15 protein-coding genes and 1 pseudogene are annotated in these 25999 nt (G+C 49.2%); 8 read left to right on the top strand and 8 right to left on the bottom strand.

The window, feature by feature from the left end; genetic code table 11:
* Window positions 1-4: 4 nt before the first annotated feature.
* The 8 genes and pseudogenes from ACGHP5_RS05175 to ACGHP5_RS05140 form a co-directional block, all read left to right on the top strand.
* Window positions 5-4369, top strand: coding sequence for an RHS repeat-associated core domain-containing protein (locus ACGHP5_RS05175; protein ID WP_390568181.1), 4365 nt, complete (start codon window positions 5-7; stop codon window positions 4367-4369).
* Window positions 4370-4376: 7 nt separating this feature from the next.
* Window positions 4377-4835 (top strand): hypothetical protein, encoded by a 459-nt coding sequence (locus ACGHP5_RS05170; protein WP_337755962.1) that lies wholly within the window; start codon window positions 4377-4379, stop codon window positions 4833-4835.
* Between the two features lie 1216 nt (window positions 4836-6051).
* Window positions 6052-9045 carry an RHS repeat domain-containing protein gene (locus tag ACGHP5_RS05165; protein ID WP_390568180.1) on the top strand — a complete coding sequence of 998 codons (2994 nt, stop codon included), beginning with the start codon at window positions 6052-6054 and terminating at the stop codon, window positions 9043-9045.
* Window positions 9046-9050: 5 nt separating this feature from the next.
* On the top strand, window positions 9051-10838 hold the full coding sequence (locus ACGHP5_RS05160; RefSeq protein WP_390568179.1) for a DUF6443 domain-containing protein: 1788 nt from the start codon (window positions 9051-9053) through the stop codon (window positions 10836-10838).
* A gap of 114 nt (window positions 10839-10952) precedes the next feature.
* Window positions 10953-14333: an RHS repeat domain-containing protein gene (locus ACGHP5_RS05155; protein ID WP_337755958.1), complete on the top strand. Its 3381-nt coding sequence runs from the start codon at window positions 10953-10955 to the stop codon at window positions 14331-14333.
* Window positions 14334-14341: 8 nt separating this feature from the next.
* Complete coding sequence (locus tag ACGHP5_RS05150; RefSeq protein WP_337755957.1) at window positions 14342-14881, top strand: hypothetical protein; 540 nt, start codon at window positions 14342-14344, stop codon at window positions 14879-14881.
* Window positions 14882-15232: 351 nt separating this feature from the next.
* A complete protein-coding gene (locus ACGHP5_RS05145) occupies window positions 15233-15571 on the top strand; it encodes a hypothetical protein (RefSeq protein WP_337755956.1) in 339 nt (112 codons plus the stop codon).
* A gap of 3 nt (window positions 15572-15574) precedes the next feature.
* Window positions 15575-16174: pseudogene (locus ACGHP5_RS05140) on the top strand (glycoside hydrolase domain-containing protein); the annotation flags it as partial.
* 283 nt (window positions 16175-16457) lie between these two features.
* On the opposite strand, the gene ACGHP5_RS05135 reads toward ACGHP5_RS05140, so the two are convergent.
* The 8 genes from ACGHP5_RS05135 to ACGHP5_RS05100 all read right to left on the bottom strand — a co-directional run bounded on the left by ACGHP5_RS05135 (window position 16458) and on the right by ACGHP5_RS05100 (window position 25986).
* The gene (locus ACGHP5_RS05135) at window positions 16458-17219 is read right to left on the bottom strand and encodes a relaxase/mobilization nuclease domain-containing protein (protein ID WP_390568178.1); all 762 of its coding nucleotides are present in this window, start codon (window positions 17217-17219) and stop codon (window positions 16458-16460) included.
* Entirely contained in the window at window positions 17204-17512 is a 309-nt protein-coding gene (locus ACGHP5_RS05130; protein ID WP_390568177.1) for a mobilization protein, read from the bottom strand. Before ACGHP5_RS05130 ends, ACGHP5_RS05135 begins: the two co-directional genes overlap by 16 nt.
* A 483-nt stretch (window positions 17513-17995) precedes the next feature.
* The gene (locus tag ACGHP5_RS05125) at window positions 17996-18268 is read right to left on the bottom strand and encodes a hypothetical protein (RefSeq protein ID WP_390567917.1); all 273 of its coding nucleotides are present in this window, start codon (window positions 18266-18268) and stop codon (window positions 17996-17998) included.
* Window positions 18269-18328: 60 nt separating this feature from the next.
* Window positions 18329-18859: a site-specific integrase gene (locus ACGHP5_RS05120; protein WP_390567918.1), complete on the bottom strand. Its 531-nt coding sequence runs from the start codon at window positions 18857-18859 to the stop codon at window positions 18329-18331.
* Window positions 18798-19550, bottom strand: a complete 753-nt coding sequence (locus tag ACGHP5_RS05115; RefSeq protein ID WP_390567919.1) for a phage integrase SAM-like domain and Arm DNA-binding domain-containing protein — start codon at window positions 19548-19550, stop codon at window positions 18798-18800. Before ACGHP5_RS05115 ends, ACGHP5_RS05120 begins: the two co-directional genes overlap by 62 nt.
* 411 nt (window positions 19551-19961) lie before the next feature.
* Entirely contained in the window at window positions 19962-22916 is a 2955-nt protein-coding gene (locus tag ACGHP5_RS05110; protein WP_390568176.1) for a glycosyl hydrolase 115 family protein, read from the bottom strand.
* Window positions 22917-22998: 82 nt separating this feature from the next.
* On the bottom strand, window positions 22999-24168 hold the full coding sequence (locus ACGHP5_RS05105) for an Ig-like domain-containing protein (protein ID WP_337773257.1): 1170 nt from the start codon (window positions 24166-24168) through the stop codon (window positions 22999-23001).
* 78 nt (window positions 24169-24246) lie between these two features.
* Entirely contained in the window at window positions 24247-25986 is a 1740-nt protein-coding gene (locus ACGHP5_RS05100; RefSeq protein WP_390568174.1) for an Ig-like domain-containing protein, read from the bottom strand.
* Window positions 25987-25999: the final 13 nt, after the last annotated feature.

Genomic DNA, 25999 nt, shown 5'->3' with positions numbered 1-25999 from the left:
AGTCATGAAAAAGATCATAAGTTTATTCCTGTTTCTGTTCCTGCATTTTACCGTATTTGCGGGAAATCTCTCGTTCTCGTTCGGAGACATTGCCCACATTCTGGACGTGTCGCCATCTTTCGTATCCCAAGCCGGTGGCACAGTGATCATGTCTTTCGAGGTGACCTGGGAAAAAGATTATCAGATCGGCAGCGATCTGCAATTTATTATCAATGGTAATGTATTGTCGTCCGGAATCGTCTGTTCGCAGGTCCGAAAGGCCGGAGGATCGTCCGATTATGCGAATTACGAGGCGCAACTTGAAATCGGCGCTATAACGGTCGAGGAATTTCGGCGGGAAATATCTTTCCGGGGAGCCGAGGATCGCGACGGAATCGTCGTACTGCAAGGCGGCGAAACGCTTCAAGGAACGATTTCGGGTAGTAATTGCGAGAACATGTTCCCGGGACAACGGTTCGACATCCTTGTCAGCGATGCGGAAATCGGTGCCTGGTATACACTTTACAGGTGCGAAGGCGCTGAAATGGTGGAAATTGAGACTAAAATTGCCTCGAAATCGACTTTTTATTTCTCGCTTGTCGATTGCCCGGGTACGTATGTCGTTGGAAACGGAGCTTCCTGGTGTGAGGGTGTAGTCCATGCCTATGAGGCCGTCATCTTCTCTCCGGATTTTTTCAATTCCGGCTATTCCGGCGATATCGAACTTCCAGCCGACGGTGGGGTGTATTCCGGAACGCTTGAAGCGAAAGATGAAATCCCCATCGAAGTAACCGAGTTTTATCTGGGAATGCTTTCCGGAGAGTTTACGAATTTATGGAGTGAATATCTCGGATTTACGATCGTGGGATATAGTAATGACCATAAGCGACTGTATTACCAGATCGTATGCGGACCTAACATATCGAACGTCCCGCGTGTCGGAGACACACAATTCGTGTATAAAAGCGGGAATGTGGAGAGGACGATTAAGTTCGTTCAGCCCGCAGGCGGCGTTCTGCGCCCGTATCGGGTTTCGTCCCAAACGAATACCGGCCGTACGGCCTTGACGGTGCACCTCAGCGGATCGCAACCGATGGTCATGTATTATTTGCGTGATGACCAAGGTGCGAGAATTCGTAGTATGTCGGGAACGGGCAGTCCCCTGCGTTTCGAAGGAGTGGATACGATGGGGGTGTATACGGTTCTGGCCTATTACGAAGATATGGAAAATATGGCTGAATTGGAGATGTTGGGCAAGGCGCAAATGCCTGTTATATTGCCTGACTTTGATGATGAAGATCCACAAGAGCCGGAAAATTATGTGCGGAATTATACGTTTACATCGGCCGATCAGGATTATACACTCGATGCTACGTATTATAACGGTCTCGGTTATCCGCTCCAAACCGTTCTCGGACATGCGTCGGGTGACGGGCGCAAAAATATAATAACGCCGATTTATTATGATAATATGCTGAATCCCGATGTGCATGTCTGTCTGCCCTATGCGGACGAGGCCGAAGGCGTCAGGATGGGGGATAATCCCGAAGAGGCGCAGCGCGGGTTTTACGACTGGTTGTATGGTCCGGAAGAGGGAGAGTATGCGTATGTAGCGAATGACTTCGAGGCTTCCTCGCGCACCCGGATTCTCCGGTCAATGAACGCTGGACGGGTATTTCGCAATCACATGAAATATAAGGAGCATTCGTATAGGTTCAACGCTGATTTCGAAGTGCGCGATGATGCCAATGAATTTTATGCCGCGGGAGCCTTGTTGAAGCACACCGTAAAAAATGAAGATGGCAATCTGACGGTCGAATTTAGGGATATAACGGATCGGATCCGCCTGCAGCAGGATATAGATACGGAGGGAAATATCGTCCGCGATGTTCATTATACGTACAACCATCTCGATCGGCTTTCGTCGGTTAGTACCGGTTTTTTGTATGAATATGACAGTTTGGGGCGAGTTGCGGAACGGAGATTACCCGGAGGTCGGGATGAAATAGTTTTTTACGACGATGAAGACCGGATTATCTACAGGGGAACTCGCGGCACGCATTTCAAATATGAATACGATGATTTCGGCAGAATAGCGAACGTTTATGCCAAGCCCAGCATCTGGTACAGTTATTTTTCGATGAACGACTCGCTATCGCGCTGTGCTCCGGGAGAACATCCCATTCTGAATTTTGGAGGGACACTGATCTCTTCCTATGAATACGGGACGACGCGAGATGGCGAACTTGCATTTCAGCCTGTTGAAGGGGTTGTTTCGCAAAGTGATGTGAGTGAAAAGATCCGGGGGTTCAAAACGTATGAGAAGCAACTGATCGTACAGGACAGCATGCTCTTGGCTGAATTCCCAGAATATGTCGAGCGGGCCTATTATTACGATTATAGGGGCCGTGTCATTCAACGGGTCGAGAAAACCCATCTGGGGAGTATTTTGCGCACGAGTTATAAATACGATTTTGTGGGTAATACGCTGGTTTCGGACGAGCAGCATACTAAAGCAGACGAGTTCGACGACGGAATCCGAATATCCTACGTGTATGATTCCCGGAATCGGATAACCCAGGAGTCCGCGGAGATGCGCAACGGGGCCAGTTCGTTGGTAACTTGTGAATACGACGATCTCGGCCGGTTGAGTCGGAAAACTTATTATATCGACGACCGCGCTGTTACCGAAACGTATGATTATAATATGCAGGGATGGCAGACCCGCCGTCAGAGCGAATATTTCGATCAGCAGCTGATCTATTATGACACAGTGGGACTGCTCCCTACATCGCGTCTCTTTTCCGGGAACATCGCGGGGATTCAATGGCAACACAAGGCCAAATCGAGCCATGCCTATGTTTTCCAATATGACGGACAGGATCGGTTGCTGAGTGCGAATCTGTACGATAGAAACTCGGATATTCCCCGGCAAGATGAATACAGCGAATATTTCGATTATTATCCGGATGGGAACGTCAAGGCCGTTCGGCGTTACAATGTTTACAGCGATTCGGTGGATGATATTTCCTTTGCCGAAGGGAATTGCCCTAACTACCTGACGGACCATGCGCACGACGATGTCCGCTATGCGTTGAGCTTTGACGAGCGCGGCAATTTGATCCGGGACGAATACAATAATTTGGAACTGAGCTATAATTTCCTTAATTTAGTATCCCGTACCGCGACCCAAACCGAAAGCGAGGGAGCCGTCGATTATTATACTTATCTGGCCGACGGTACCAAGTGCGCTTTGATCGGTAATTACGATGCCGGCTACGATTACATAGGTTCTTTGGTATATCGGAACAATGGAGGTTCCCGCAACTTTGACAGCGCACCTTTCGGTTCGGGCCGTTTTCGGGCCGTAACCGGCGAAGGGTCCTGGCAGGCCGTACCGTTGTATTTCCTGCAGGATCATCTGGGGAGTACACGCGTCGTCATAAGCGGATCGGAACCTGATGCGACGTATGATTATTATCCCTACGGTATGTTGTGGGCCGATGCCGGGCATCCTGTATCGGATAACAATTACCTGTTCAACGGCAAGGAGTGGCAGGCCCAGGACGCTATAAATATGTATGATTACGGCGCCCGTTTCTACCAGCCCCGTTATGGCCGCTGGCTGGCTGTCGATCCGCTGGCAGAGAAGTATTATTCGGTCAGCCCGTATGCTTATTGTGCGGGGAATCCCGTGAATCATATTGATTATGAGGGGAGATTGATTGGCTTTTACGTTGCGGGCCGAAGTGGTGATATTGTCAATATCCCCGGTGATCAGGATTTGTCGTCCGTTGGTTATCACTATTTAGGTTCGGATGATGCTACGGTAGGTGAAATCAGGGACAATTATGCCGCTTACCAGGCCCGACAGGAAAAGGGCAAGGCTATGATGAGCATTTTTTCTCCGGATAATGTGGGCGCAATTCTTGGAATCGCAATGGGTGTAGGCGAGGCTCCTCAAAGAACTATGCATTCGGTCCGGAGGTTGGCGACTTCGACTTCATCAGGTGTGTGGAAATTGCATCCTTTAGAACGAGGTTGGGCGATAGAAAAGCGATTGAGCGGCTGGGGTAATAATTTCCCGGTTATTGATAAGTTTGAAAAAGGTATTGCGACAAGTATCAAAAGTCTGGACTTGAATGCTCCGACATACCAAAAGACTGGTAAGGTGTTTAATACACTCAAAGGGTATATAGATGATTTAGCCCGGTTTAACGGTGCTAAATGGAAGAATATTAATATTCAAAGTAGCAATATTCTTGGGAAACAGTTGGATTTGGCATTGCCGTTCGGAAGTGGTAGCGCCGTTCAATGGGAGCAAATTCAGCGGGCTATGAAATATGCTTTGCAAAATAATATTACCATGACGATTAATTTCATAAAATAATTATATTATGGCTGATAATTATGTTCAAAAATCCGTATCCTTATATCGAGATGCAAAAAATAATTTGTATTGGTTGTTCCCGAATAATACGATAGAACGAGGTTTTTATATTCTTGGATTACCGGCGAAGAAATTCGATGCGGCCTCTACGGATTGTATGACGTTGATTCATGAAACGTTGGATCTGATGCAATACTGTCGGAGTGTGACCTATGGCGATGCGACGCAGGATCTGAAAGCCCGATTTAAAGCGGAGGTTAAATTATGGTCAGGTTCGCCGGGGTTACAGAAAGCATCATCAGCAGTTTTAACGATTTATTTGACAGATAATGAATTCTGTATAGATGTTTTCTCTGCAAAAAAAGAGGAACGTGGCGCTTATAAATATACGATAAAACGCCCGTTGGAAGCGTCCCGTGATGAATTTGCTGAAGCATTGAAAGAAGCATTTGATTTCTATAAGTGATACCGTGAGGTTAGAATCCTGTTGAAAATCAGCAGGATTCTTATTTTCAAATGTGGGAAGATCGATGGTTGCGACGCAATAATTTTATCCCAACGAAATTCTTTAAGGTCAGTAAAGGCATTCAAGTATATAAATGTCATTTAAAAATAACATAAAATATCTAAATACGGAGGATTTAGATATGGTCAAGTTATTTGGATATATTTACTATCGGACGATATGCTGGAAATCTTGGACTTCCGGTGATGTATGATCCTCTGCAGCTATTTAGGGATAATATCTTAAATTATTACCAATATCAATAAAAACTATTAAGTTATTTCTGCCGTCGGTACTTTTGATTATAGGGATTCAATACTGTATGTGCGAAACCATTTGCTATCCTCAAGAACGGCGAATTGGGAATCCGGCTTATGAATACAGGAAATTAAAAGAGTGCGAAGTCTCTCCGGAGGTATTCGGTTTAGTCGATCGTTTTATCAACCAGAACAAGAAAGCGTTGTATTACGACACCACAATTATTTATACTTCAGAAAAGTCTATTATCCGTACAGCGAGTCTTTGTCTGTGTATTCTTATTTGGACGATCCCGAGTTCTATGACACGTATTTTATAGACGATGATAGTGTTATCGGCTATTTCCGATGCAATGGCTATTACTGCATAATGTTCCGGGATAAGTCTGCAGCCCATTTTGTCGATAAACTGTATTATTATACGGGAAAAGAGCGATCTTTCTTAAGACGTCCGTTTGATATAGATGACTGGTCGGAACCGCAAATACACGAGTTTTATGAATACCAAAACGGCAAATTTACACGTCCGTAACGGCTCCTCTATTTTTAGTTCATTTTTAATCTTTTTAAGGCGACTGATTGTCGCCTTTTTTATGTTTGGACGTATATGGTAATGGCGGATATTCGCTCCATTTCTAATGAGTGCTTTCAACTGTTTTTAGCGAGCTATTTTCCTTCGTTTATACTGAAATCATGTTTAGCTGGCCCTAATAAGCTAATTTTATCTTGGCCCTCAACTGCCTGGCTTTCTTTTGGTTACATTTATCGTAAGGCCTTGATAAGATTTTTGATCTGTAAATAGCTGATTCCTAATATATTAAATATACGGGCGTAAGATCCGGTTTTTTATTAAAAATCACAAGAACAAAGCTTCGTGAATTGTACTTTTATAAAAAATATTAACCCTAAATTCTGCATTCATGAGACGTGTTTCCTATTTTTTTATCTTTATCTGCGTATTCTGGATTTCGGCAAGTTACGGGCAGGCAGATGACCCGCAGGATGATCCGTATATAAAACAACAGGTAAACAAAATCGTCCCGCCATCGCCGAACGCATCGTCATTGGGAATTTACGGGAATATCCCAGTCGGTCATTATACAGGCGTACCGAATATAAGTATTCCTATCTATGAAATCAAATCGGGAGATTTTACACTGCCGATAGCACTTTCATACCACGCTTCAGGTATCAAGGTTGCGCAGGAAGCCAGTAGCGTCGGTCTAGGATGGGTATTAAATGCCGGGGGATGTATTGTCAGGGAGATAAAGCATTGGGACGACTTTGCTTATGGAGGTTATTATTCTGATCAATCTTTCCCTGAAAGTGATGAAAACAACGATGTTGTAGATTTTAGAGATAGTCAATATCTCGAATATTTAAATAATAATAAAGACTCTGAGCCAGATATGTTCAGTTATAATTTTGGCAATATGTCCGGAAGCTTTTTCTTTGAACGCTATAAAGACAGTGATACAAATACGTCTTCTAAGGCCGAAGCCATAATTTCAAATAAAGATACCTGGCTTAAAATCGTCTGTACTAAGTTCTATGAAGATGGATATGGATATGCTACCAACTTCGAGATTGCGGATGCTTATGGAAATACCTATCTTTTTGGCTCTTCGAGTGCCCTGCGCGAAAATACAAGGACATTTGTATCTACATTAAAGGCTCCTCCGGAAGAGAGGCATTTGATTCGTTACTATCAAGATTTTTCGCCAAGAGAAGAAAAAGAGTACGAAGTTACAACAGCCTGGTACCTGGATAAGATTATTACGGCGAAACGAGATACGATAAAATTCGAATATGAAAAGGAAAAAATATACAGCACTATCAGTGTGAATGAGGATGTCAGCTATATGTTTGCGGCATGGGGCAGTATTGGAGATGGACCTAAGAACGCTTACAAATATTATAATTTGAGTTATACGGAGAACGATCAATTGCTTTTAAAGAAAATATCTTTCAATGGTGGAGTTGTAAATATAGATTATGCTAATAGGGAAGATGTTGATCACACAGAGAATGGGAAAAAAGCAAAGAAAGTGGATTGGTTGACTGTGAAAAATAAGTCAAATAATTATGTTGTCAGAGCAAGATTCAATCATTCCTATATGGGTAATATCATAACGGCTATAACATTGGCGGATAAGGAGCTGAATGCTTTGAACTGCCGATTATTATTAGATGGTATATCTCTTTATCGGGACGATGGTTATAAGGCTCAAAACTATAATTTTTCTTATAATAATAATCCATTACCTCAAAAAAATTCGAAACATACGGATTATTGGGGATATTATAACGAAGGTCCCGAGCCGGTTGGGAATCAAAGTTTTCATTACACGCCGCCGGTCCGTTTTAATTATTACGATTCCGAGGGACATGAACAATCATCCATATGTAATGGTGTAAATAAAAATTCGAGCATAGATCGCAGTCAATATGGCATACTCACTTCTATTCAGTATCCGACAGGGGGTAGAACCGATTTTGAATACGAGTTAAATGAGTTCGGTAATACTTTTTTTGATTCGCTCGACTCATTGGTAAAGATTGGCGGCGGCCTAAGAATCAGGAATATATATGATCTTTCAAATACTGCTGATACTACTTCTGTAAGGACTTTTACTTATAAGAAAAATGGAGTATCATCAGGGATCTTAATGACAATCCCGGTTTACTATCTGAGTTTCATTCTAAATCCGAAGCCTATTAACCCCTCCTATGCAGGCCTCTTCTTAAACGGGAACTCTAACTCATACTCACCCATTATGGGGGCCGCATCCGGGATGTATGTGGGTTATTCTTATGTCGAAGAAAAAAATATGACACATGGAACTAATAACGGTTATATAGCTTATAGCTTTGACAACACAGCTAACCGAATTATCCACATCGAGCAACTTATCCGCAATTATCCATCCATACCTAGTATGACTAACGGGCTGCCCGTAGAAATCACTTATTTCGACAGCAGTAATAATCGGGTAAAAAAAACGAGCTTCTCCTATAAGCAAGTGGAACAAAAGAAAATTAAAGGATTGATGTGTTATAGGCTGCCTATGGTTGAAAAAGGGGACGCAAAGTTTTATGATCTCTATTCAGAGAGATGGGTATTAGACAGAAAAATAGAAACTCGGTACTTTCCAGGCGATAAAAGCATAAGCCTGAGAACGGCGTATGATTACAACGATACGAACCTGTTGAAAAAATACGAGAAAATCTCGCTGATCGGGGGAGATGAGGACGATACGATTGAGACGTATATAAAATATCCGTCGGATTATGGGAGTGCTCTTTCGGGAATGGTCAACAACAACATGATCGGTATTCCTGTCGAAATAACCAGGAAAAAGAACGGGAGCGTCGTTTCCGGTAATAAAACCTCATTCAGGCAGTTTGGTTTCGGTGTGTATTTGCCGGAAGTCTATTCCGAATTGGATACGAGTTCGGGGACTTATTATACACAATATACAATAAATCGGTATGATTCCCGGGGAAATATACTTCAACTCTTAGAAAAGGACAATATTCCCACGTCATACCTTTGGTCCTATAATGGCGAATATCCTGTTGCCGAGATTAAGAATGCAACCTATTCCCAGGTTGTGAATGCTTTGGGTGCTTCTGTCGTTGCAGCTATCAATAACTACAATGGCAGTTCGTTCTCTCCAGTTCCGGACTTTCAGGCGTATGGAGCGATCTTGCGCAGCAAACTGCCCAATGCTCTCATTTCGGTCTATACCTACAAGTCCTTGGTGGGAGGAACCGGCATCGCCGATCCTTCCGGTCGGACAACACGGTACGGATATGATTCGTTCAACAGACTGTCCGAGATAAGAGATGACAAAGGGAAAAATGGCAATCTGATGCAAAAGTTCGAATATAAGATGACAAGTAATAATTGACGGTCATGAAAAAGATAATAATAACATTGCTCACAATATGTCCGGGAGTGTGTACCTCGCTGTTCGCACAAACAATCCCGCTTAAAGGCGGCTCTATCTCCCAGCATCAAACCATCATCTTGGGTGAGACCCCAGCCACGCTGACGAGTTCCGTTGCGGCATCGGGCGGCTCGGCGCCGATCGCATACGCATGGGAATCGAGTATCGATAATTCGAAATGGATACCTATATCAGGGGCATCCTCGGCTTCCTACAATCCCCGTTCGTTGACTAAAAATACATTCTTTCGCCGCAAAGCCACGGCGGGAACTCAGACTGCTTATTCGAATACGGTTACGATATCCGTAATTTATGTTACGAACAATGTCAATTACATCCTGACTCAGACCTATACGGCTGAGAACGATTCGCTGTGTGTTGCAGATATTAATTACTATGATGGCCTGGGGTATCCATCGCAAAGCGTACACATCGGAGCGTCTCCGGAGATGAAAAGTATCGTATCCCCGGTCTACTACGATGCCATGAGACGCGAAAACCGGCAATATCTACCCTATGCGGTGACCGACGGTTACGGTATATATCGCCCGGCTGCCTTATCGAACCAGGTCAAGTATTACAATGACAACTATGGCAATAATGCAGGTGGCCATTCATATACCGAAAATGTGTACGAAGCTTCTCCGCTGAATCGAGTAAAGGCTTCCTATAATGTCGGAAACGTTTTTCGTTCGGATGAGAAAAAATCCACGTTCGACTATGAAACGAATGCAGAAACCGAAGTGATGCGGTTCAAAGTCAACTCGCAGGTGCTGGAAACGGAAGGATTTTACAATGCCAATACATTATTCAAGAATACCGTAACAAATGAAGACGGTAGTTCGGCCGTCACATACAACGACTTTCAGGATCGTGTCATTCTCGAACGGGTTGTTGAATGCACAGATAACAGCACGATGTACGATACTTATTATGTATATGACAATATCGGCAATCTTTGCTATGTTCTGCCGCCCAAACTAAGTGAAGCCGCAGCATCCGGTCCCGTATCGGACACGGAAATCGACGAATTGGCTTATGTTTACAGATATGATGGCCACAACCGTTGCTTTGAAAAACGGCTGCCCGGCGCCGATCCGGTATATATGGTCTACGATAAGGGCGATCGACTGGTAATGAGTCAGGATGGGAATATGCGGGACCGGAACCAGTGGGCCTATACCGAGTATGATGTTCTCGGTCGTCCTGTCTGTCAGAGCATACTCGTAAGTCCGGGAACTATAACTCCATCGATACTCCAAAGCCGGTTCGATACCGCTCCTGTGACTAAGGCGTACAACCCGCTGGATTCCGGATTCTCGGAAGATATAGTGTTGACGAAAACCGTATACGACGCATATATCTCCGAGGATGAAACCGAGATTATCACGCTGGACCAAATCCCCGTTGGAACCAATATTCGCGGGTGGACATTTAGAGTGACTCAAACGGATTCGTCTATTTTTTGGCCAGTTGGTGCTGTCCGTAGTATATACCTTAACGGGGACAAGTGGATAAGCCTTATTCACGATAGCGGCGATAATGTTATTATAGAGTTTGATTACTGTATGAACGCAACGGAAGAGATCTTATGGGGACTATATGATGGTGGTTGGAGTATAAGAGAGGGGCATACGTTTACCCTTAAAGACGACCAGGACTACATTGTAACGGGAAATAATCTGCCCATAAGCAACGAAACCATTTGGGGCTTTGATCAAATAATCGCTGTGAAACCGGCTTCGGCCCATTGACAGGCGGCAGCTTTTCTTGCACATCGCGGTTGGGGGGCCTGAAAGATACCACGCAGTTCGTAACCTTTTATAATAAATACAATCCCATATGAGTGACATTTAAAATCCGCAATCATGAAAAAAATAATATTAACGTTCATTGCTTTGTTTACAACCATCGTTTTATCGACCCTCGATGCGGGGGCGCAAGGGATACAGATGATGGAGATCCCCGAATATGTCAAAAAGGACGGCCAAAATTTCAAAGCGTCGTTTTTACTTACCGGCTCTGACCACTTCTCTCCTCCGGAAATTAATCCTCCCCGCATAACCGTTTTGGAGGGTGATTACATAGAAATAAACGCTACGAGTTGCTCTTTCTCAGGTCGTGATTCAAACGGATATATCTATAACCTGCAACTTGAAATTGCACCGGCCTGTGATTTTGGGGACAAACTGAATTGCCATTTTCGGCTTTATTTTGAGTTGGAGTACGATGAACGTTATGAAGCGAGTTTTTGGACGGAACAGCCGGGACTGAGTGTAGGCAGCGTTTCTCCTTCTACGCAAAATATACTTTTCGAACAGGCGTCCCAGAGGTTGACTTATTCGTCGAACGATATCTCGTCTATTCGCACGGTCCAATGGCAGCGAAAAGTGGGTTTCGGAAGTTGGACCGATATTCCCGGAGCGACGCAATATTCGTATTATCCGGGCTCGTTGTCGCAAACGACCGAGTTCCGGGTATGTGCGGCTACATATAGTGCTCGAGCATACACCGCCCCGGTTATTGTTAATGTGAGCCCGCTTTTCGTCCCCGGCAGGATTTCGGGTAACCAGACGGTTATTTCCGGGTACATCCCGGCAACTATTACAAGTTCGGTTCCGGCATCGGGAGGTTCAGGCCCGATCACCTATCAATGGCAGTCGAAATCGGACGATTCGAGCTGGGTCGATATTATAGGTGCGACATCGGCAACTTATCAACCGCCGGTATTGACTGCTACGACATTGTATCGACGCAAAGCCACATCCGGGACTAAAACCGTATATTCGAATACGGCCATGATATTGATGAAAGCGCCGATCGTGGAATACCTCTCATTTAAGCCGGTTGCGAATGTGGTCTCCGAAGAGGACCGAGACAATCGCACGCGAAGCCTTAAAACATACGAAAAAATGGCGGTACTGGGTGGTGATACGACAGCCGGGGCATTTGTCGGGCGGGCTTTTTATTACGACTATCGTGGCCACGTAATCCAAACCGTCGAAAAGAATCACCTGGGTGGCATCAGCCGTTACAGTTCCAAGTACGATTTTGCGGGAAATGTCTTGAAAAAGCACGAACAGCATTCCTTGGGCCAGGAATTGAGCACTCCGGATGATTATTATCAAAAACTCACGGAATTCACTTACGATCACCGCGGCCGATTATTGACAGAACAAACGACCTTGAACGGCAGCGAGCCGGCAACGATCACATATATGTACGACCAACTGGGTCGTCTCAGCGGTAAGGCCTATGGTCCTTCGGACAAATTGGAGACTATTACGCTGGACCGGCTTCCGGTCGGGACCAACATTCGGGGTTGGACGTTTCGCCGCGACAGAGCAAGTACAAGCGATGTGGTGTACGCGCCTGGATTTTTCCTGTATCCTGCCGGAGTGGTTCGGCTAACCGCCACCAATGGTCTCGAAATCGAGGCGTACACGGAAGATGAGGATTGGATTTGGAGTTCCATGACCGTGCGTATCGGTGCGGATACCCGGTCTTTGATGACCTCCGGCACCTGGCTCGATTTAGACGCTCCGGACCACGATACGTTTACCATCCCCGATGACAAAGACTACATCGTAACGGCGAATAACCTCCCGACAGGAGATTGGGGTTGGGGTTTTGACCGAATAGTAAAAGTAGGATACGCCCCCAATGTCATAGCTGAGGCCTATGACTATAACATCCAGGGTTGGCAGACCGGACAGCAGATCTGTCGAGACGGTAATTCGTTATTCGAATCCGAATTGCATTATTATGATCCTCAGTTTGCGGAGAGCGCTTCTTCCTACACCGGCAACATCACCGAATGGAGCTGGCGGCAGGGAAGTTCTGCGGATGAGCATACCTATGCTTTCACCTACGATCCCCTTTCTCGCCTGACCGACACGAAACAATATGTCAACGGAACGGCCAGCGACCGGTTTGTCGAGAAGGGACTGACCTACGACCGTAACGGGAACATTCAGACGCTGCAACGCACCTCCGGCGGTGCTGTTTCAGACAGTTTCACTTACAACTATACCGGGAATCAATTAATCTCCCTGTCCGGAACTACCACCGGAACATATAGCTACGATACGAACGGGAATATGACCGCGGACGGCCCGAATAACCTGAACCTGACGTATAATTCGCTGAACCTGACCGAAAAAGTGATGCGCGGCGATACCATTCTGGTAAAATATTCGTATCTTTCAGATGGTACGAAGCTTTCGGCGACAAATGCCGGTGGCAACGGCTTGTATTATTTGGGTTCTTTGGTATATAAGAAGCAAAACGGGGTTCTTTTGTTGGAGAGCGCGTCATTCGGCGGCGGTCGGATTCTCGCCGCTGCGACAACGAACGGAGTAATCTATTCTCCGCAGTATCACCTGACGGACCATCTGGGGAGTGTCCGGGCTATTGTCAACGATACCGGCGAGGTTATCGAACGCAACGACTACTATCCTTTCGGTCTGCGATGGAACACGGGAACGCTTTCGGATAACCGCTATCGCTACAACGGCAAAGAAATGCAGTCGTTCGTCAATGCCCCCTACACCGACTATGGCGCCCGGATGTCCGATCCGAGATTCCATCTCGGATGGAACGGTCGCGATCCATTGTCTGAAAAATACTATCCGATGAGTCCGTATGCATTTTGTGGAAATAATCCAGTAAAATATATTGATACAGATGGTCGGAAAATAGTTGATACTAAGGGGAATATTTTGTATCAGAATGGCAAATGGACGAATGCAGCAAAGAATACAGATGCGATGCGGGCCGGTAATGCTATGATGAAAACGAATATAGGCAGAAATACTTGGAATGAAATGGCTGCTGCGGCATATGATATTACTATTAATATTCATCCAGGGGCTGGACCCAAGAATGCATTAGGCACAGCAATTACGACTAACAAAGACGATGAAATATTAAAAGTGGATATTAACATTTACGAAGGCTCTATTGCAAAGCAAGTTGATCCAGAAAATACGAGCGTTCAAGCTCAGCAACTACGTTCTATATCAGAAGAAGATCGTATTGGTGCCGTTAGTGTACATGAAGGTACTCATGCTGTTGACAAAACACCAGGAATAGATGATAAATCAAAAAATTCTCCCAGAGAGAAAAAGGCCTATGCAGCACAAAAACAACATATTCAAGAGCTAAAAAGGCAGCAAGAGAGACATAATCCAATTATTTTGCCGTCTCAAAAAAATATTTTTCCATCAATCTCAGTTAAACCTTTATAATCGTAAAAATGAGAACATTAATTGTAACTATCATCTTTTTTACAATGAATTGTGCGATGTTCATTGAACCAGTTTATTCTAAATCTCCACTTCTTGATTCTGTCAAGGTGGTCGTTGCTAATTATTTTAATAAAATATATGGTAATGAAAACTTATTATTTATACCGGAAGATATTAATAGAAAATTCCAGATTATTGACATAATTACCCGGCAATCTGTTGACAAAGAAGTAAAAAACGGAATGATATATCATTGTGCATTATATGGAGATGATGTGTTCGGGTTTTTCGTATTATTAGAAAATAATAGACTTAATTTGTTAGAGATTAATAATACACTACAAGTAGAACGGGCCAGACTATTTATGAGACGCCATGATTACACATTGGAACAAATGGACCGTTGTTTCGATTATATAACTACTGTATATATTGAAGAACATAGTTCTATGGACTATAAGGAATTTATTGAGAGTACGGATTATATTCAATATATAAAAGAATTGCAGCAGACTCTCAATATCACAGATAAAAACAATGAGAATTGAATAATCGGTTACGCAAGTATGAAATACTCAAAGAAACGATATAATATGAATGTGGATGATTTATAGCATTATGGTATTTTATGATTTCATAAAGATTAATCATGACCAAGCAGCTAATAGCTGCTTGGTTTATCTTTTGTCCCCTACTGCACGTCTGGAATCCGAGATTTCTATATTTGTCTCAGATTCCGGGAATTGGACTTTGCCGCGGTTGCGGAGAGCGTTTCTTCTTATACCTGCAACATCTCCGAATGGAGTTGGCGGCAGGAAAGCTCAGCGGGTGAGAATACCTATGCTTTTACCTACGATCCTTTGTCTCGTTTGACCGATATGCAGTAGTATGTCAATGATGTGGCCAGCGACCTATTTGTCGAAAAAGGACTGACCTACGACAGTAATGGGAATATATGCACGTTGGGCCGCACAGAGAACGGTTCTAGGGCAAATGCGTTCCGATATATTTATACGGGCAATCAACTCACAACGTTGCACGATGGTTCGGTAAGTTATAACTACACCTATGATGTAAATGGAAATATGGACACCGATGGAGCTAATAACCTTTCTCTGACATACAATCGCCTGAATCTGATCGAGAATGTCGAGCAGGCCGGAACTACTTTTGCAAATTATTCTTATCTTGCAGATAATACGAAGCTTTCGGCAACAGACGCATCTGGTAACATTTAGGTTTATACGGAGGGCAATGCATGGCACTACACCTGATCGGTATTCCATGATGTCGATGGGCTGATCGAGCTGATGGAAGGCCGCAAAGGATTCGTGCAGATGCTTGATTCTGTGTTTGTGGTGCCGCCAATCTATGACGACAGCTACTATGGAGTCCTCATCCACGAAATTACCGGAATGCAGGTCGCAAACATGGGCAACTACGCTCATGGCAATCAGCCTGCGCAGCACATGATCGACCTCTACGACTACGCAAGGAAGCCAGAAAAGGCCCAATGGTGGGCCCGCGGAGTGATGGACCGCCTGTATTCGGCCACCCACAGATACTGCGGCGACGAGGACAACGGCCAGACTTCAGCATGGTATGTATTCTCGGCCTTGGGGTTCTATCCCGTATGCCCCGCGTCGGACGAATACACCGTAGGTTCGCCGCTGTTCCGAAAGGCGATGATCCATTTGGAAAACGGTAAAGATATCGTGATTGAAGCCCCCGAGAACGGCCCCGAAAAACGTTATATCGGAAAAATGACCTTGAACGGCAAAGTCTTGCAACGGCCGTTCCTTGAATATACCGAAATCAAAGAAGGAGCGGAGATACTCTTTGATCAGCCGTTGCTGTTCTTCATAAGCCCACGTGTCGGCTAAGTCCAATACCGAACCGTTGGCGATGATGCCTGCGTTGTGGTCGATAAACGTTACGCCGTAAATCCTTCCCACGGGATTTATGCGGAACACGGCGTCGATACCCTCTGCCTTTAACAGCCGCCGGAACTCGTCCCGCGAATTGTGGGGGCTCATAGCGTCCCGGACTGTCTGTCGCAGGCGGTCGAACGCACCGTCTTCTTTCATCTTTACTTTCGACTTCTCGTAATACTTTTGAAGGGTTTTATAACCGACGTCTTGCCGATACGGCTCGATTTGATGGGCGTGCCGATTCCGTAGCCGTGTCGGTCATGGCGCTGTAGACCACTTCGGCATAATCTCTGCCGTCGATGGTTCCCGTACGCTCTTCGACAGAAATATTGGAGTGTTCCAACAACGTGCGGAATTCTCCGTAAGACGAGCATCTGTAATTTCGCAGACACGACCAGACAACGGACGATATCTGCTGCTTGACATTGCCTTCCTTGTAGTTTACCCTATGCAATCCCACCTTATCGGCCTGCTTCTCTCTCTTGATACTCGGATGCAGATTATATTTGCGTTCCAGATCACGTAATATCTCCATCGAGCACTGGGCCTCGAAATCATGCGGCAGTTTATGTCCGTTCTCATCGACGCGCAACGATACAATGTGGAGATGTTCGCGCGAGATGTCCTTATGTTTGAAGACGATATAGGGTTGGTTGCCGTAGCCCATGCGTTCCATATATTCGCGTGCAACCTCCCGGAGTTGTTCATCGGTCAGCTTGTCTTCGGGTGAAGGGTTCAGCGAAACATGGAAAACCGTATTGGTCGTCCTTCTGTTAGCTTCGAGGTACGGCCGGAAACTCTCCATACAGGCGTCGACATCCATACGTCCGTATCGGTCGAACGGCTCCAGCATCTTCTGCCAATAGAGGATCTCGGCTTCATCCTTATCTACTTTCTTCTTGTTGTAATACAAAGCCCCTCCGGGCGAGGAGCCCGACCTTATATTCGCAACCACTCCTTCGCCTGTTTTGCGAAGTTCAGAATCTCGATACTTAAAGCCTTCAGCTCGCGGGTCCGCTGCTCCAACAGAGCGATCTGATGCGGGATAGCGACGTTGGAAAAGTGGGCATTGATGACCTTTACGACCTGATTATAATTCGCACCTATGCGCTGAAATTGGAAATAAAAGTCATTCAGCCGCACGACAAACTGCGTCTTCGAGGGATCGCGTCTGACGACTACGAACTCCTCGGCGAAGATTCTTTTGACAATAAAACGGCTGCGGTTATGCTCCAGTCGGCTTTGCAAAGCAACTCCTTGAAGCGGATATTCTGCTCTTCATTGAGGCGGAAAGAATACTTATAACCCGGTGTTTTAGGTTGCTGTCTTCTTTTTTGGTTGGTATTCATAGTTTCAGGTTAAAAGGCGTTCGACTCGGGAGAACGCCCCAGCCTCGCAGAGCGAGTACCTTTGTCGGACAAAGGTACAGCTCGCTGTTGTCTGGCGACAACAAGAATCCGCGCCGAAGAATTGCTGCCGAAAGTTTCGGAAGTCCTCCATGACGGGTCCTGAGGCCGGGTCTGTTCCCGGTGCAATATTACAACCGTGCGGGCGCTGGAACAAGCCCTCGGTGCGGACTGGTGCGGTCGTGAGCGGACATCGAAACCGAAGCGTTATCCTGTTTATATTGCGGTAGAAATAAAAGGAAGCGTTTGTGAGCCATGAACTTGAATCATCCTAAAAGGCTATCGTGTCGGCGCGATGGCGATTGTCCCGGGACGAAATTCGTTGTTAAAATTGCTCTTTCCCTTTTTCGGAATAAAGGATATTCATAAACTCTGAATTCCTGAAAGAATGCATTTCTGAATGCAGCAAAAATGCAAAATCTGGCAGAATGGCTATCCCCAAACGCGAGTTGTTGAACCTTTTAAATGCTGTATCATGAACATCACCCCTGTAAACATTGCCGTCTGCAATCAGAAAGGTCGCGTCCAGCAAAACGCCGGGGACGGAAATCCGCAAGACTCGCCCTCGGGCGATTCGCATGGCCTTGCGGATTTTCATCTCCGGCGATAAATTCCCTGCCGGCGGAAAAAAGAGCTGGATTGAATCTCCGTTCGGAATTTATCCGACCGCTTCTTTTTTCAGAGTCGGAAATTGGAACTGTTCGCCAATTTGGTCCTCTATTCGGCTTATCGCATTACCTATCATTTGGTTTGTCACCTTGGCATAGATATGAGTCGTAGTCGTGTATTTGTGCCCCAGCATTTTTGATACCGTTTCCAGCGGAATACCGTTCATCAGCGTGACCGTCGTGGCAAAGGTATGTCTCGCGCAGTGAAATTTCAGATTCTTGGTAATTCCGCGTTGTCTGGCGATCTGTTTCAGGCAGGCGTCCGAGTATTTCAAGGAAGCGACCGGGAAGACCCTATCCGGATTTCCGGGAAAAAGTCTGTTGAACCGGTTTGTCGGAATACGGTACTTTTCAAGGATTGCCTTTGCGACCGGAAGCAGTTTTACCGTGAACGCGACTTTCGTCTTCTGACGGATACTGCTAATCCACCATTCTCCGTCCGGAGTTTGTTTCAACTCCTCATAATTCAGTTTCGCCAGATCGGCATACGACAACCCCGTGAAACAGCAGAACAGAAACATATCCCGTGTCCGATTCGGTGAGGTATTCGATCTCCGGCTGTTCGGCAACATAATAGTAATAGGCGAACGGATTCTTGTCTGTTTGCCCGTCGTTAAACGCTTTCTTGACGATATGCTGCAGCGATTTGATCTCAACGCTGACCGTCGTGTCGGCAAGGCCTCTGACATGCTTCAGATAGGCGGTAAACTTTTCTGCAAAAGACTGGTCCGGTTCCGCAAGGGGAATATCCCTGACTTTATAGTTCCGGCAGACGAAGAGACTCAAATCACGTCTTAAGGTTTGATAACGAAGTAAGGAGTGGATGGTACGGTCGACGTCTACACGGGTCTTGTAATCCTTACAGAATTCATCGCATAACTCCAGTAACAGTTTATACTTTCTGCCGAAACCCAGACAGGCATTCTTCACCTTATCGGCGGAAACATATCCGTCATGGTCGCAGATAGATTGATAGTGTTTACCTATCTGGATACGGATATTATCCAGATGGCGGTTGATACGGTCGGCTTCAAAGCTTTTGCCCTTGGCTCTTCCGCCCTTCACTTCCCACAGATGGGGAGGTACGTTGAGTTTGGCGCTGAACTGGGAGATAGTACCGTTGACGGTAATACGGCCCATGACAGGAACAACAGGCTGAACTTTGTGTTTGTCCTTTTTAAGGTAGAACAGAACCTTGAATGTGCTGCGCATACTCCGAGGAAATTTAGGGGTTGAAAACTAATTTCTTCAGAGTCGTTTGTCAAGATGAAGGACGATCCAAAAAACTACAGATGACTGTTTTATGCAAAACACAACAAAACAGACGAGGTAACGATCTGGAAACCGAAACCTCGTCTGGAATTACCTTTTTATGCCGGTTATTACCCGAAGAAGAAAATTCTTGCGAATATTAAATTATTGAAAACCTAATATTTACGCTATTTTCTCCTCTCGGAATACAAATGGATAGTACTTCGGTACATTCCATCCGCCCCGTTCTCCGCACTGCCCGGAACGATCCCGCTTAAAAGCCGCTGCCTGCTGCCGCCTTTTTTCGCGGGGACCGGAGGCTTTTCCCCGCAATGAAAAAGGTCCGGAGCGATCCGGACCTTTTTTCGGTGGTTATTCGGCGCGGGTGGGCGGCGGTCCCTGGTAGGAGCGTTTCATGCCGCCGAAGTCCAGCACGATCTTCTGGAGCACCGTGCCGGCGTCGCCGCACAGGATTTTCACCGTGTGCCGGCCGGGTTTGCCGATGTGCAGCGTCGTTTTGTTCACCCGGCAGTTCCGCAGTACGCTCTCGTACCAGATCTGTGCATACTCGATCGACGAGGTCGAGGGGTTCATCACCGGACCTTCGTCGATGCAGACTCCGTACTGGGTTTCGAGGTTCGTCGCCTCGTGCCCGGCATACCCCCGGTCGGCGCTGATCACGAAGGTCGGCAGAACGTAGGTGTAAACGTCGACCGAACCCTGTTCGAACGTGTAGAAATCGTATTCCACGCAGGGAACCTCCCGCCTCCGGGTGTTCTGTTTCGGAGCCGTCGGGTCGCCCAGCTGGATCGCCGTGTTCTCGATGCCGAGGTTCGGGATCTGCCGGATGCGGATTGCGTCGTTTTCGCGTTTGCGGTGGAAGTCCGCCGCCGGGATCGAAATGTATCCGTTGTGCTGGACGTAGAGTCCCTGCACCTCCTCGCGGGCGGGCGAAGCCGGGTTGAAGACCGAGACCAGCACGCGGCGGCTCTCCCCGCCGGCGCTTTTGATCGTCAGGCAGCCCGAAACGGCATCCCCGACGGGGACTTTCGACCAGTCCACCGACACCTCGATCCGCTCCCCGGTGCGGGTCGTGCCCGCAGTCCGGCTCAGCACGATCCAGTCGTCGCTTGCCTCGGCGTTCCATTGCAGCGGCCCGCCGCCCTTGTTGTAGACGTCCACGAAGTAGGAGCGGCGCAGGAACGTGTTGAATGCCGGGAGCATGTGGTAGCTCCGCAGTCCCTTCATCACATCTTCGCCTTCGGCTTCGACTCCCAGCACGGCGCGGGGAGCGAGCTGTGCGCTCCGCAGTTCCGGGAGCTGGAAGTAGGAGGAGGCGAAGCCCTGGTTCATCGTCATCACGTGGTCCCACTTGCCGCCGAGCAGGGCGTTGTAACCGGCCGTGATCACCTGCAGGCTGTCGTGGCACATGCGGCTTTCGGCGGCCAGCGCGTCGGTCGCGGCGCGCTGCTGCGTGGCATAGCGGCGGTTCTGCTGCCCGCGGAGCACCATCCGGTTCAGCAGTTCGCACGCCTTCACCGGGTAATAGAGCACCTGATAGAAGCACGCCCTGTCCTTCTCGGGCATCCGCTCCAGCAGCGAGGTCACGCGACCGGCGATCTGCGCATAGGCTTCCAGACGCCGGTCGGCTTCGCGGTAGTTGGCGAAGGAGAAGTCGGTGTCCGTGTTCCGCTCCTTGCCGTGCTTGTCGGTGGCCCATTGGTAGCCCCAGCCCATGAATTCGGGCTTGCGGACGAAGGCGAGGTGGTAGAACGCATCGGAAATCTCCCGGAACTCGTCGAAATGCTCGCGGCCCAGCAGGCCGCTCATCCACTCGGCACGGTAGCTGGCGGCACGTCGGAAATCGAAAGCGTCGATGTCATACGCCATCGCCAGGAAGAAATCCACGGCGAATTCGCACGATTTGATGTCCCCGGCGTTCAGCAGCCATACGCGGTCGGCCGTCGAATCGTAGGCCTTGCGCAGCTCCTCGTACATCAGCGTCGGCGAGGTAGTGTTCATCCACAGGTAGTCGTGGGGACGGCCCAGGTAGGACGAGTGGTAGTAGACGCCCGAACGCCCCGAGCGTTTCTGCTCCTCGGGGCTGCTCAGCCGTTTCATGTAGCCGTAGTTGTCGTCGGGCCAGATGATCGTCACGTCGTCGGGAAGCTGCAACCCGCGGTTGTAGACGTCGAGCACCTCCTTGTAGGGCGTGAAGACCTGCGGAATCTCCTCCGCGGGTTTGCCCAGTACGTCGGCCAGGGTTTGCCGCTGGGCCAGCAGGGCCTCCTGCATCGTGGCTTTCCGTGCGTTGAGGTCCTCGCTGCCGGCCATCGCCCGGTCGTGCAGCCCCCGCAGGGCCAGCGTGTAGACGTTTTCATAGGGGGCCGACGTCTCGACGCGCTCTTTCAGCACCCGGTCCACCCCGGCCCTGTTGTTCACGTAGTCCCATTCGCCCATCGTCTTCGAGTCCCACTCGCTGGCGGTGTTCAGTCCCAGCGGTTCGCAGTGCGACGAGCCGATCGCAATTCCGTAGCGGTCGGCGATCACGCGGTTTTCGGGAATCTTGTAGAACGCCGTCGTGGCGTCGTGCATCGCCGGGGCCAGGTAGTTGGCCTGGAGGCGGAGCAGCAGTTCGCACACTTTCTCGTAGGTTTTCGGACCGATGTTGCCCAACTCCTTTTCGAAGTTCTCCTTCGCCCAGCGGTAGAGTCCCCAGTCCTCGTCGTTGATGAAGATACCGCGGTATTTCACCGACGGGGTTGGCGATGTGTAGTCCGCGACGCGCAGCGTCACTCGGTCCCGGCGCTCCACCGGGGCGTCCGCCCACCAGTACCAGGGGTTTACGCCGATGGCGCGCGACACCGAGAGCAGCCCGTAGGCCGTGCCGCGGCGGTCGCTGCCCGCGATGACCAGCGCTTTGCGCAGTCCGTGGCCCGGGCGGTCGACCAGCCGGAGCGTGTAACGCTCCCAGCCGCCCTCGATGGGGGTGACGTCGATCTTTTTTGCGGCGGCCAGCTCGTCGATCCAGCGGCTTTGGCCGACCGTCCCGACGATCACCGCACAGCGGGTCTTCGCGGGGAGTTCCGACCCGTCGACGACGGGGATTTCGCGGCCCGTCACGCGTGCGACGTCCGCGGCGAACAGCCCGGCGGCGGTCCCCACGACCGCGGCGTCCGCGGCATCGTAACAGACGGCGGCGGTGCCGTCCGCGGTGACCAGTTCGAAGTCCGTGCGGGCCGCGGCCCGTTCGGTCAGCGTCACCTGCGCCCGCAGCGCACCGGCCTGGAGACACAAAAAGGTTAAGAATAAGATGCTTTTTCGCATTGTAGTCTGCATTGTTTCCGAAGTTAAAGAAAAGGCCCAAAGAGATGTTCTTTGAGCCTTTCCGTTTACAAAGTCCGGCGGCTTATTTTGCGCGGCCGAGGTAGATTTCGTTGATCTGGATGGTGTTGCCCGGGTTGATCCCGCCGTGATCCACGCCGCGTGCGCAGTAGAAGCCCAACTGCGGAGCTGCGGTGGTAACGTCGTTCCAGCCGATGAACCGCAGATAACGATATTCGTTCTCCGGGATGGGGACATTGTCCGTCAGCAGGTTTTCGTACACGTTCGGATCGGGCGTCAGCGCGACGCGCTCGGCGATGATTTCGAAGTTCTTGCCGTCGTTGCTGCCCTCGATGCGGTTGAATCCCCACCAGCGGACGAGACGGTTGTCGTTGTTGTTGCCCTCCGGACGGTGACGGATACGCACGTAATTGACTTTGCCCGGATTGTCGCCGCGGTCGATCTGGAACCAGATTTCGTCGGTGGCGGAAAGGCCGTTTCTGCCCGGACGGTCCATCGACAGCGTCGTGCTTTCATTGCCGTCGATAGCGGCGGTCGCGCTGCTTCCGATGGACGAGTCGGCTTTCCAGCCGTGCGAGAAGCTCATCGACCATTTGCTGCGGTCGTAGTCGCCGAAGAACTCGGTGATCGAAACGGTCATCGTGGCCTTGATGTCGGGATGATTCTTTGCGGCGGCCGTAATGGTGACCTCTCCGATCCGGAGACACAACATGCGGCCGGTTTCGGCGTCCACCGTCGCGATCGAAGGATCGGAGGAGGTGAAGATCACGCCCTCGTTCTGGTCGAGCGGTTCGGTCGAGACGTAGAGGTTGTAACCGACTCCGGCGTATGCCTCCATGGTCGGGTTGGAGAAGGAGATCGACTCGATGTCGATGGGAATCCGGTCGACGACCGTTACCGTGAAGTAGGTTTCGATGCCGCTCACATAGATCGAGATCATGGTGATTCCGGCCTTCTGGGCCGTTACGACGCCCTTGGGGCTGACCGTTGCCACTTCGACGTTCGAGGAGTAGAAGAGTTCCGCCAGGTCGGTGGCGTTTACGGGTTCCACCTTCACTTTGAGCGATACGTCCCGTGTCTCGCCGACCTCCATGACGAGGCCTCCGCTCAACTCCTCGTCGAGCGTGACGCTCTCCACGGGAACCTCCATCGTACCCGGTTCGGGCACGTTGTCTTCACAGCCTGCGCCCAGCAGGGCCGCCGCGGCGAACAGACAAATACATATTTTTTTCATAATTCAAATGTCGTTTTTTCGGTTAAAGATTCCGGACTCCGGCGGCCGGGTTGCAAATGACCGCCGGAGCCGAAAAGTCTATTCGTCGAGACCGAGGTACATTTCCGAGAACTGACAGGTCTTGGCGGTTCCCGTGAAGCAGTCTTTCTTCCCGACGAATTTCAGGTAGCGGTATTTCACCGTGTTCGGGAGTTTGACATTCGAACACGTGTGGTATTTGTCGATATTCCGCGAGCCTCCGTCGTTGGGGTCGATTCCCGGAGCATTGTCCAGGTTCGGAACCTCGACGTCGGATGCGATCTGCGTGAAGGTTTCGCCGTCGTTGCTGCCCAGGATTGCCGAGAATTTTTTCCACCTGCAACTCCGGTCTGTGTTGCGGCAGGACTGGTGCATCAGACGGAAATAGTTCACTGTCTGCTCTTTCTGCATATCCACGACGAACCATACTTCGCCGTCGGCAGTGGTCGGTTTGGTCAAACCGAAATTCGATCCTTTCACATCTTTGAAAACGCCGGGATCGAAAACGTTGTCGAACGCAGCCGTCTTGCTTCCTGCCGTGCCGCTGATCGCACCCGAATTTGCGGAAACTTCCCATCCCGTACGGTCGAGGTCGTGGGGGTCGGTGATGTTGACGGCGAAATAGGCCTTCTTGGCCCCGGCGTTCTTGAAGTCGTTGCCCGGATTGGCCGGATTGCTCTTGGCGAGGATGACGAACGTGACCGTACCGACGCCTTTGCAGGTGACGATGCCGTTTTCGTCGATCGTGGCGATCTCTTCCGGACCGTAGGCGATATATTTCACCCCTTCGGTCTGGTTCGCGGGCGAGAGCTGGAGCTGCGCGTAGAGGTCGAACGTCGTGTTCTCTCCGAGAACGACCGATGCCGAGCCTTGAATGGCGGTGGCTCCGTTCTTGATTTCGATCTTCTCGAGTGCCACCGGAACATCTTCGGCGACGGTCAGTTCGAACGATGCCTGGACGCCGTCGACCGAGACGGAAATCGTCGTCTTGCCGATTTCGACTGCCGTTACGAGACCCTCGGCGCTGACCGTGGCGATGTTCTTGTCCGACGAATCGTAGCTTTCTGCGCGGTTCGTGGCGTTTTCGGGCTTGACGGTCGCCTTGCCGGCGATGTCGAGCGTTTCACCTTTTTTCAGCGTGACGCCCTTGGTCAGTTCCTCGGGCAGCGTGACCGATTCCACGGCTATCTTCTCGACCATGAGGGTGAAACGGGCGGATTTGTCGCCGACGGTGATTGTGATCGTCGTTTCCCCGATTGCGATCGCCGTTACGACGCCCTCCTCGCTGACCGATGCGATCATCGGAACCGACGAAGAGTAGCTCTCGGTCCGTTCGGTGGCGTTCTCGGGCGTGATGATCGCCTTGCCGGCGATGTCGAGCGTTTCGCCGATCTTCAGCGTGACGCCGTCGGCCAGTTCGGCGGGGAGCGTGACGCTCTCGACGGGAACCTTCTTCGCCTCGACCTTCACCTCGAAATGCGTGTGCTTGCCGCCCACGCTGATGGTGATCATCGCCAGGCCCGGCTTGAGGGCCTTCACGGCGCCCGACCCGTCGACCGCGACGATCTCCGCGTTCGACGACTCGTAGGATTCGGTGGTGTTCGTGGCGTCCTCGGGGAGTATCGTCACCTTGCCGGCGATGTTCGTCGTCTGGCCGACCTCCATCGTGATGCCGCCGCTCAGCGACGAATCCAGCGCGATCGCCGAGACGGGGATCACCTTGTCCGTGTCGGAACTGTCTTCGCAGCCGCCGCCCAGCAGGACGGCCGCTGCCAACAGAAATATGCTTATTTTTTTCATCATCGTAAGTTTA

Source organism: Alistipes sp. i18-0019-D1 (assembly GCF_042852885.1).
GTDB lineage: Bacteria > Bacteroidota > Bacteroidia > Bacteroidales > Rikenellaceae > Alistipes.
This window is presented reverse-complemented; position numbering and strand designations above follow the sequence as displayed.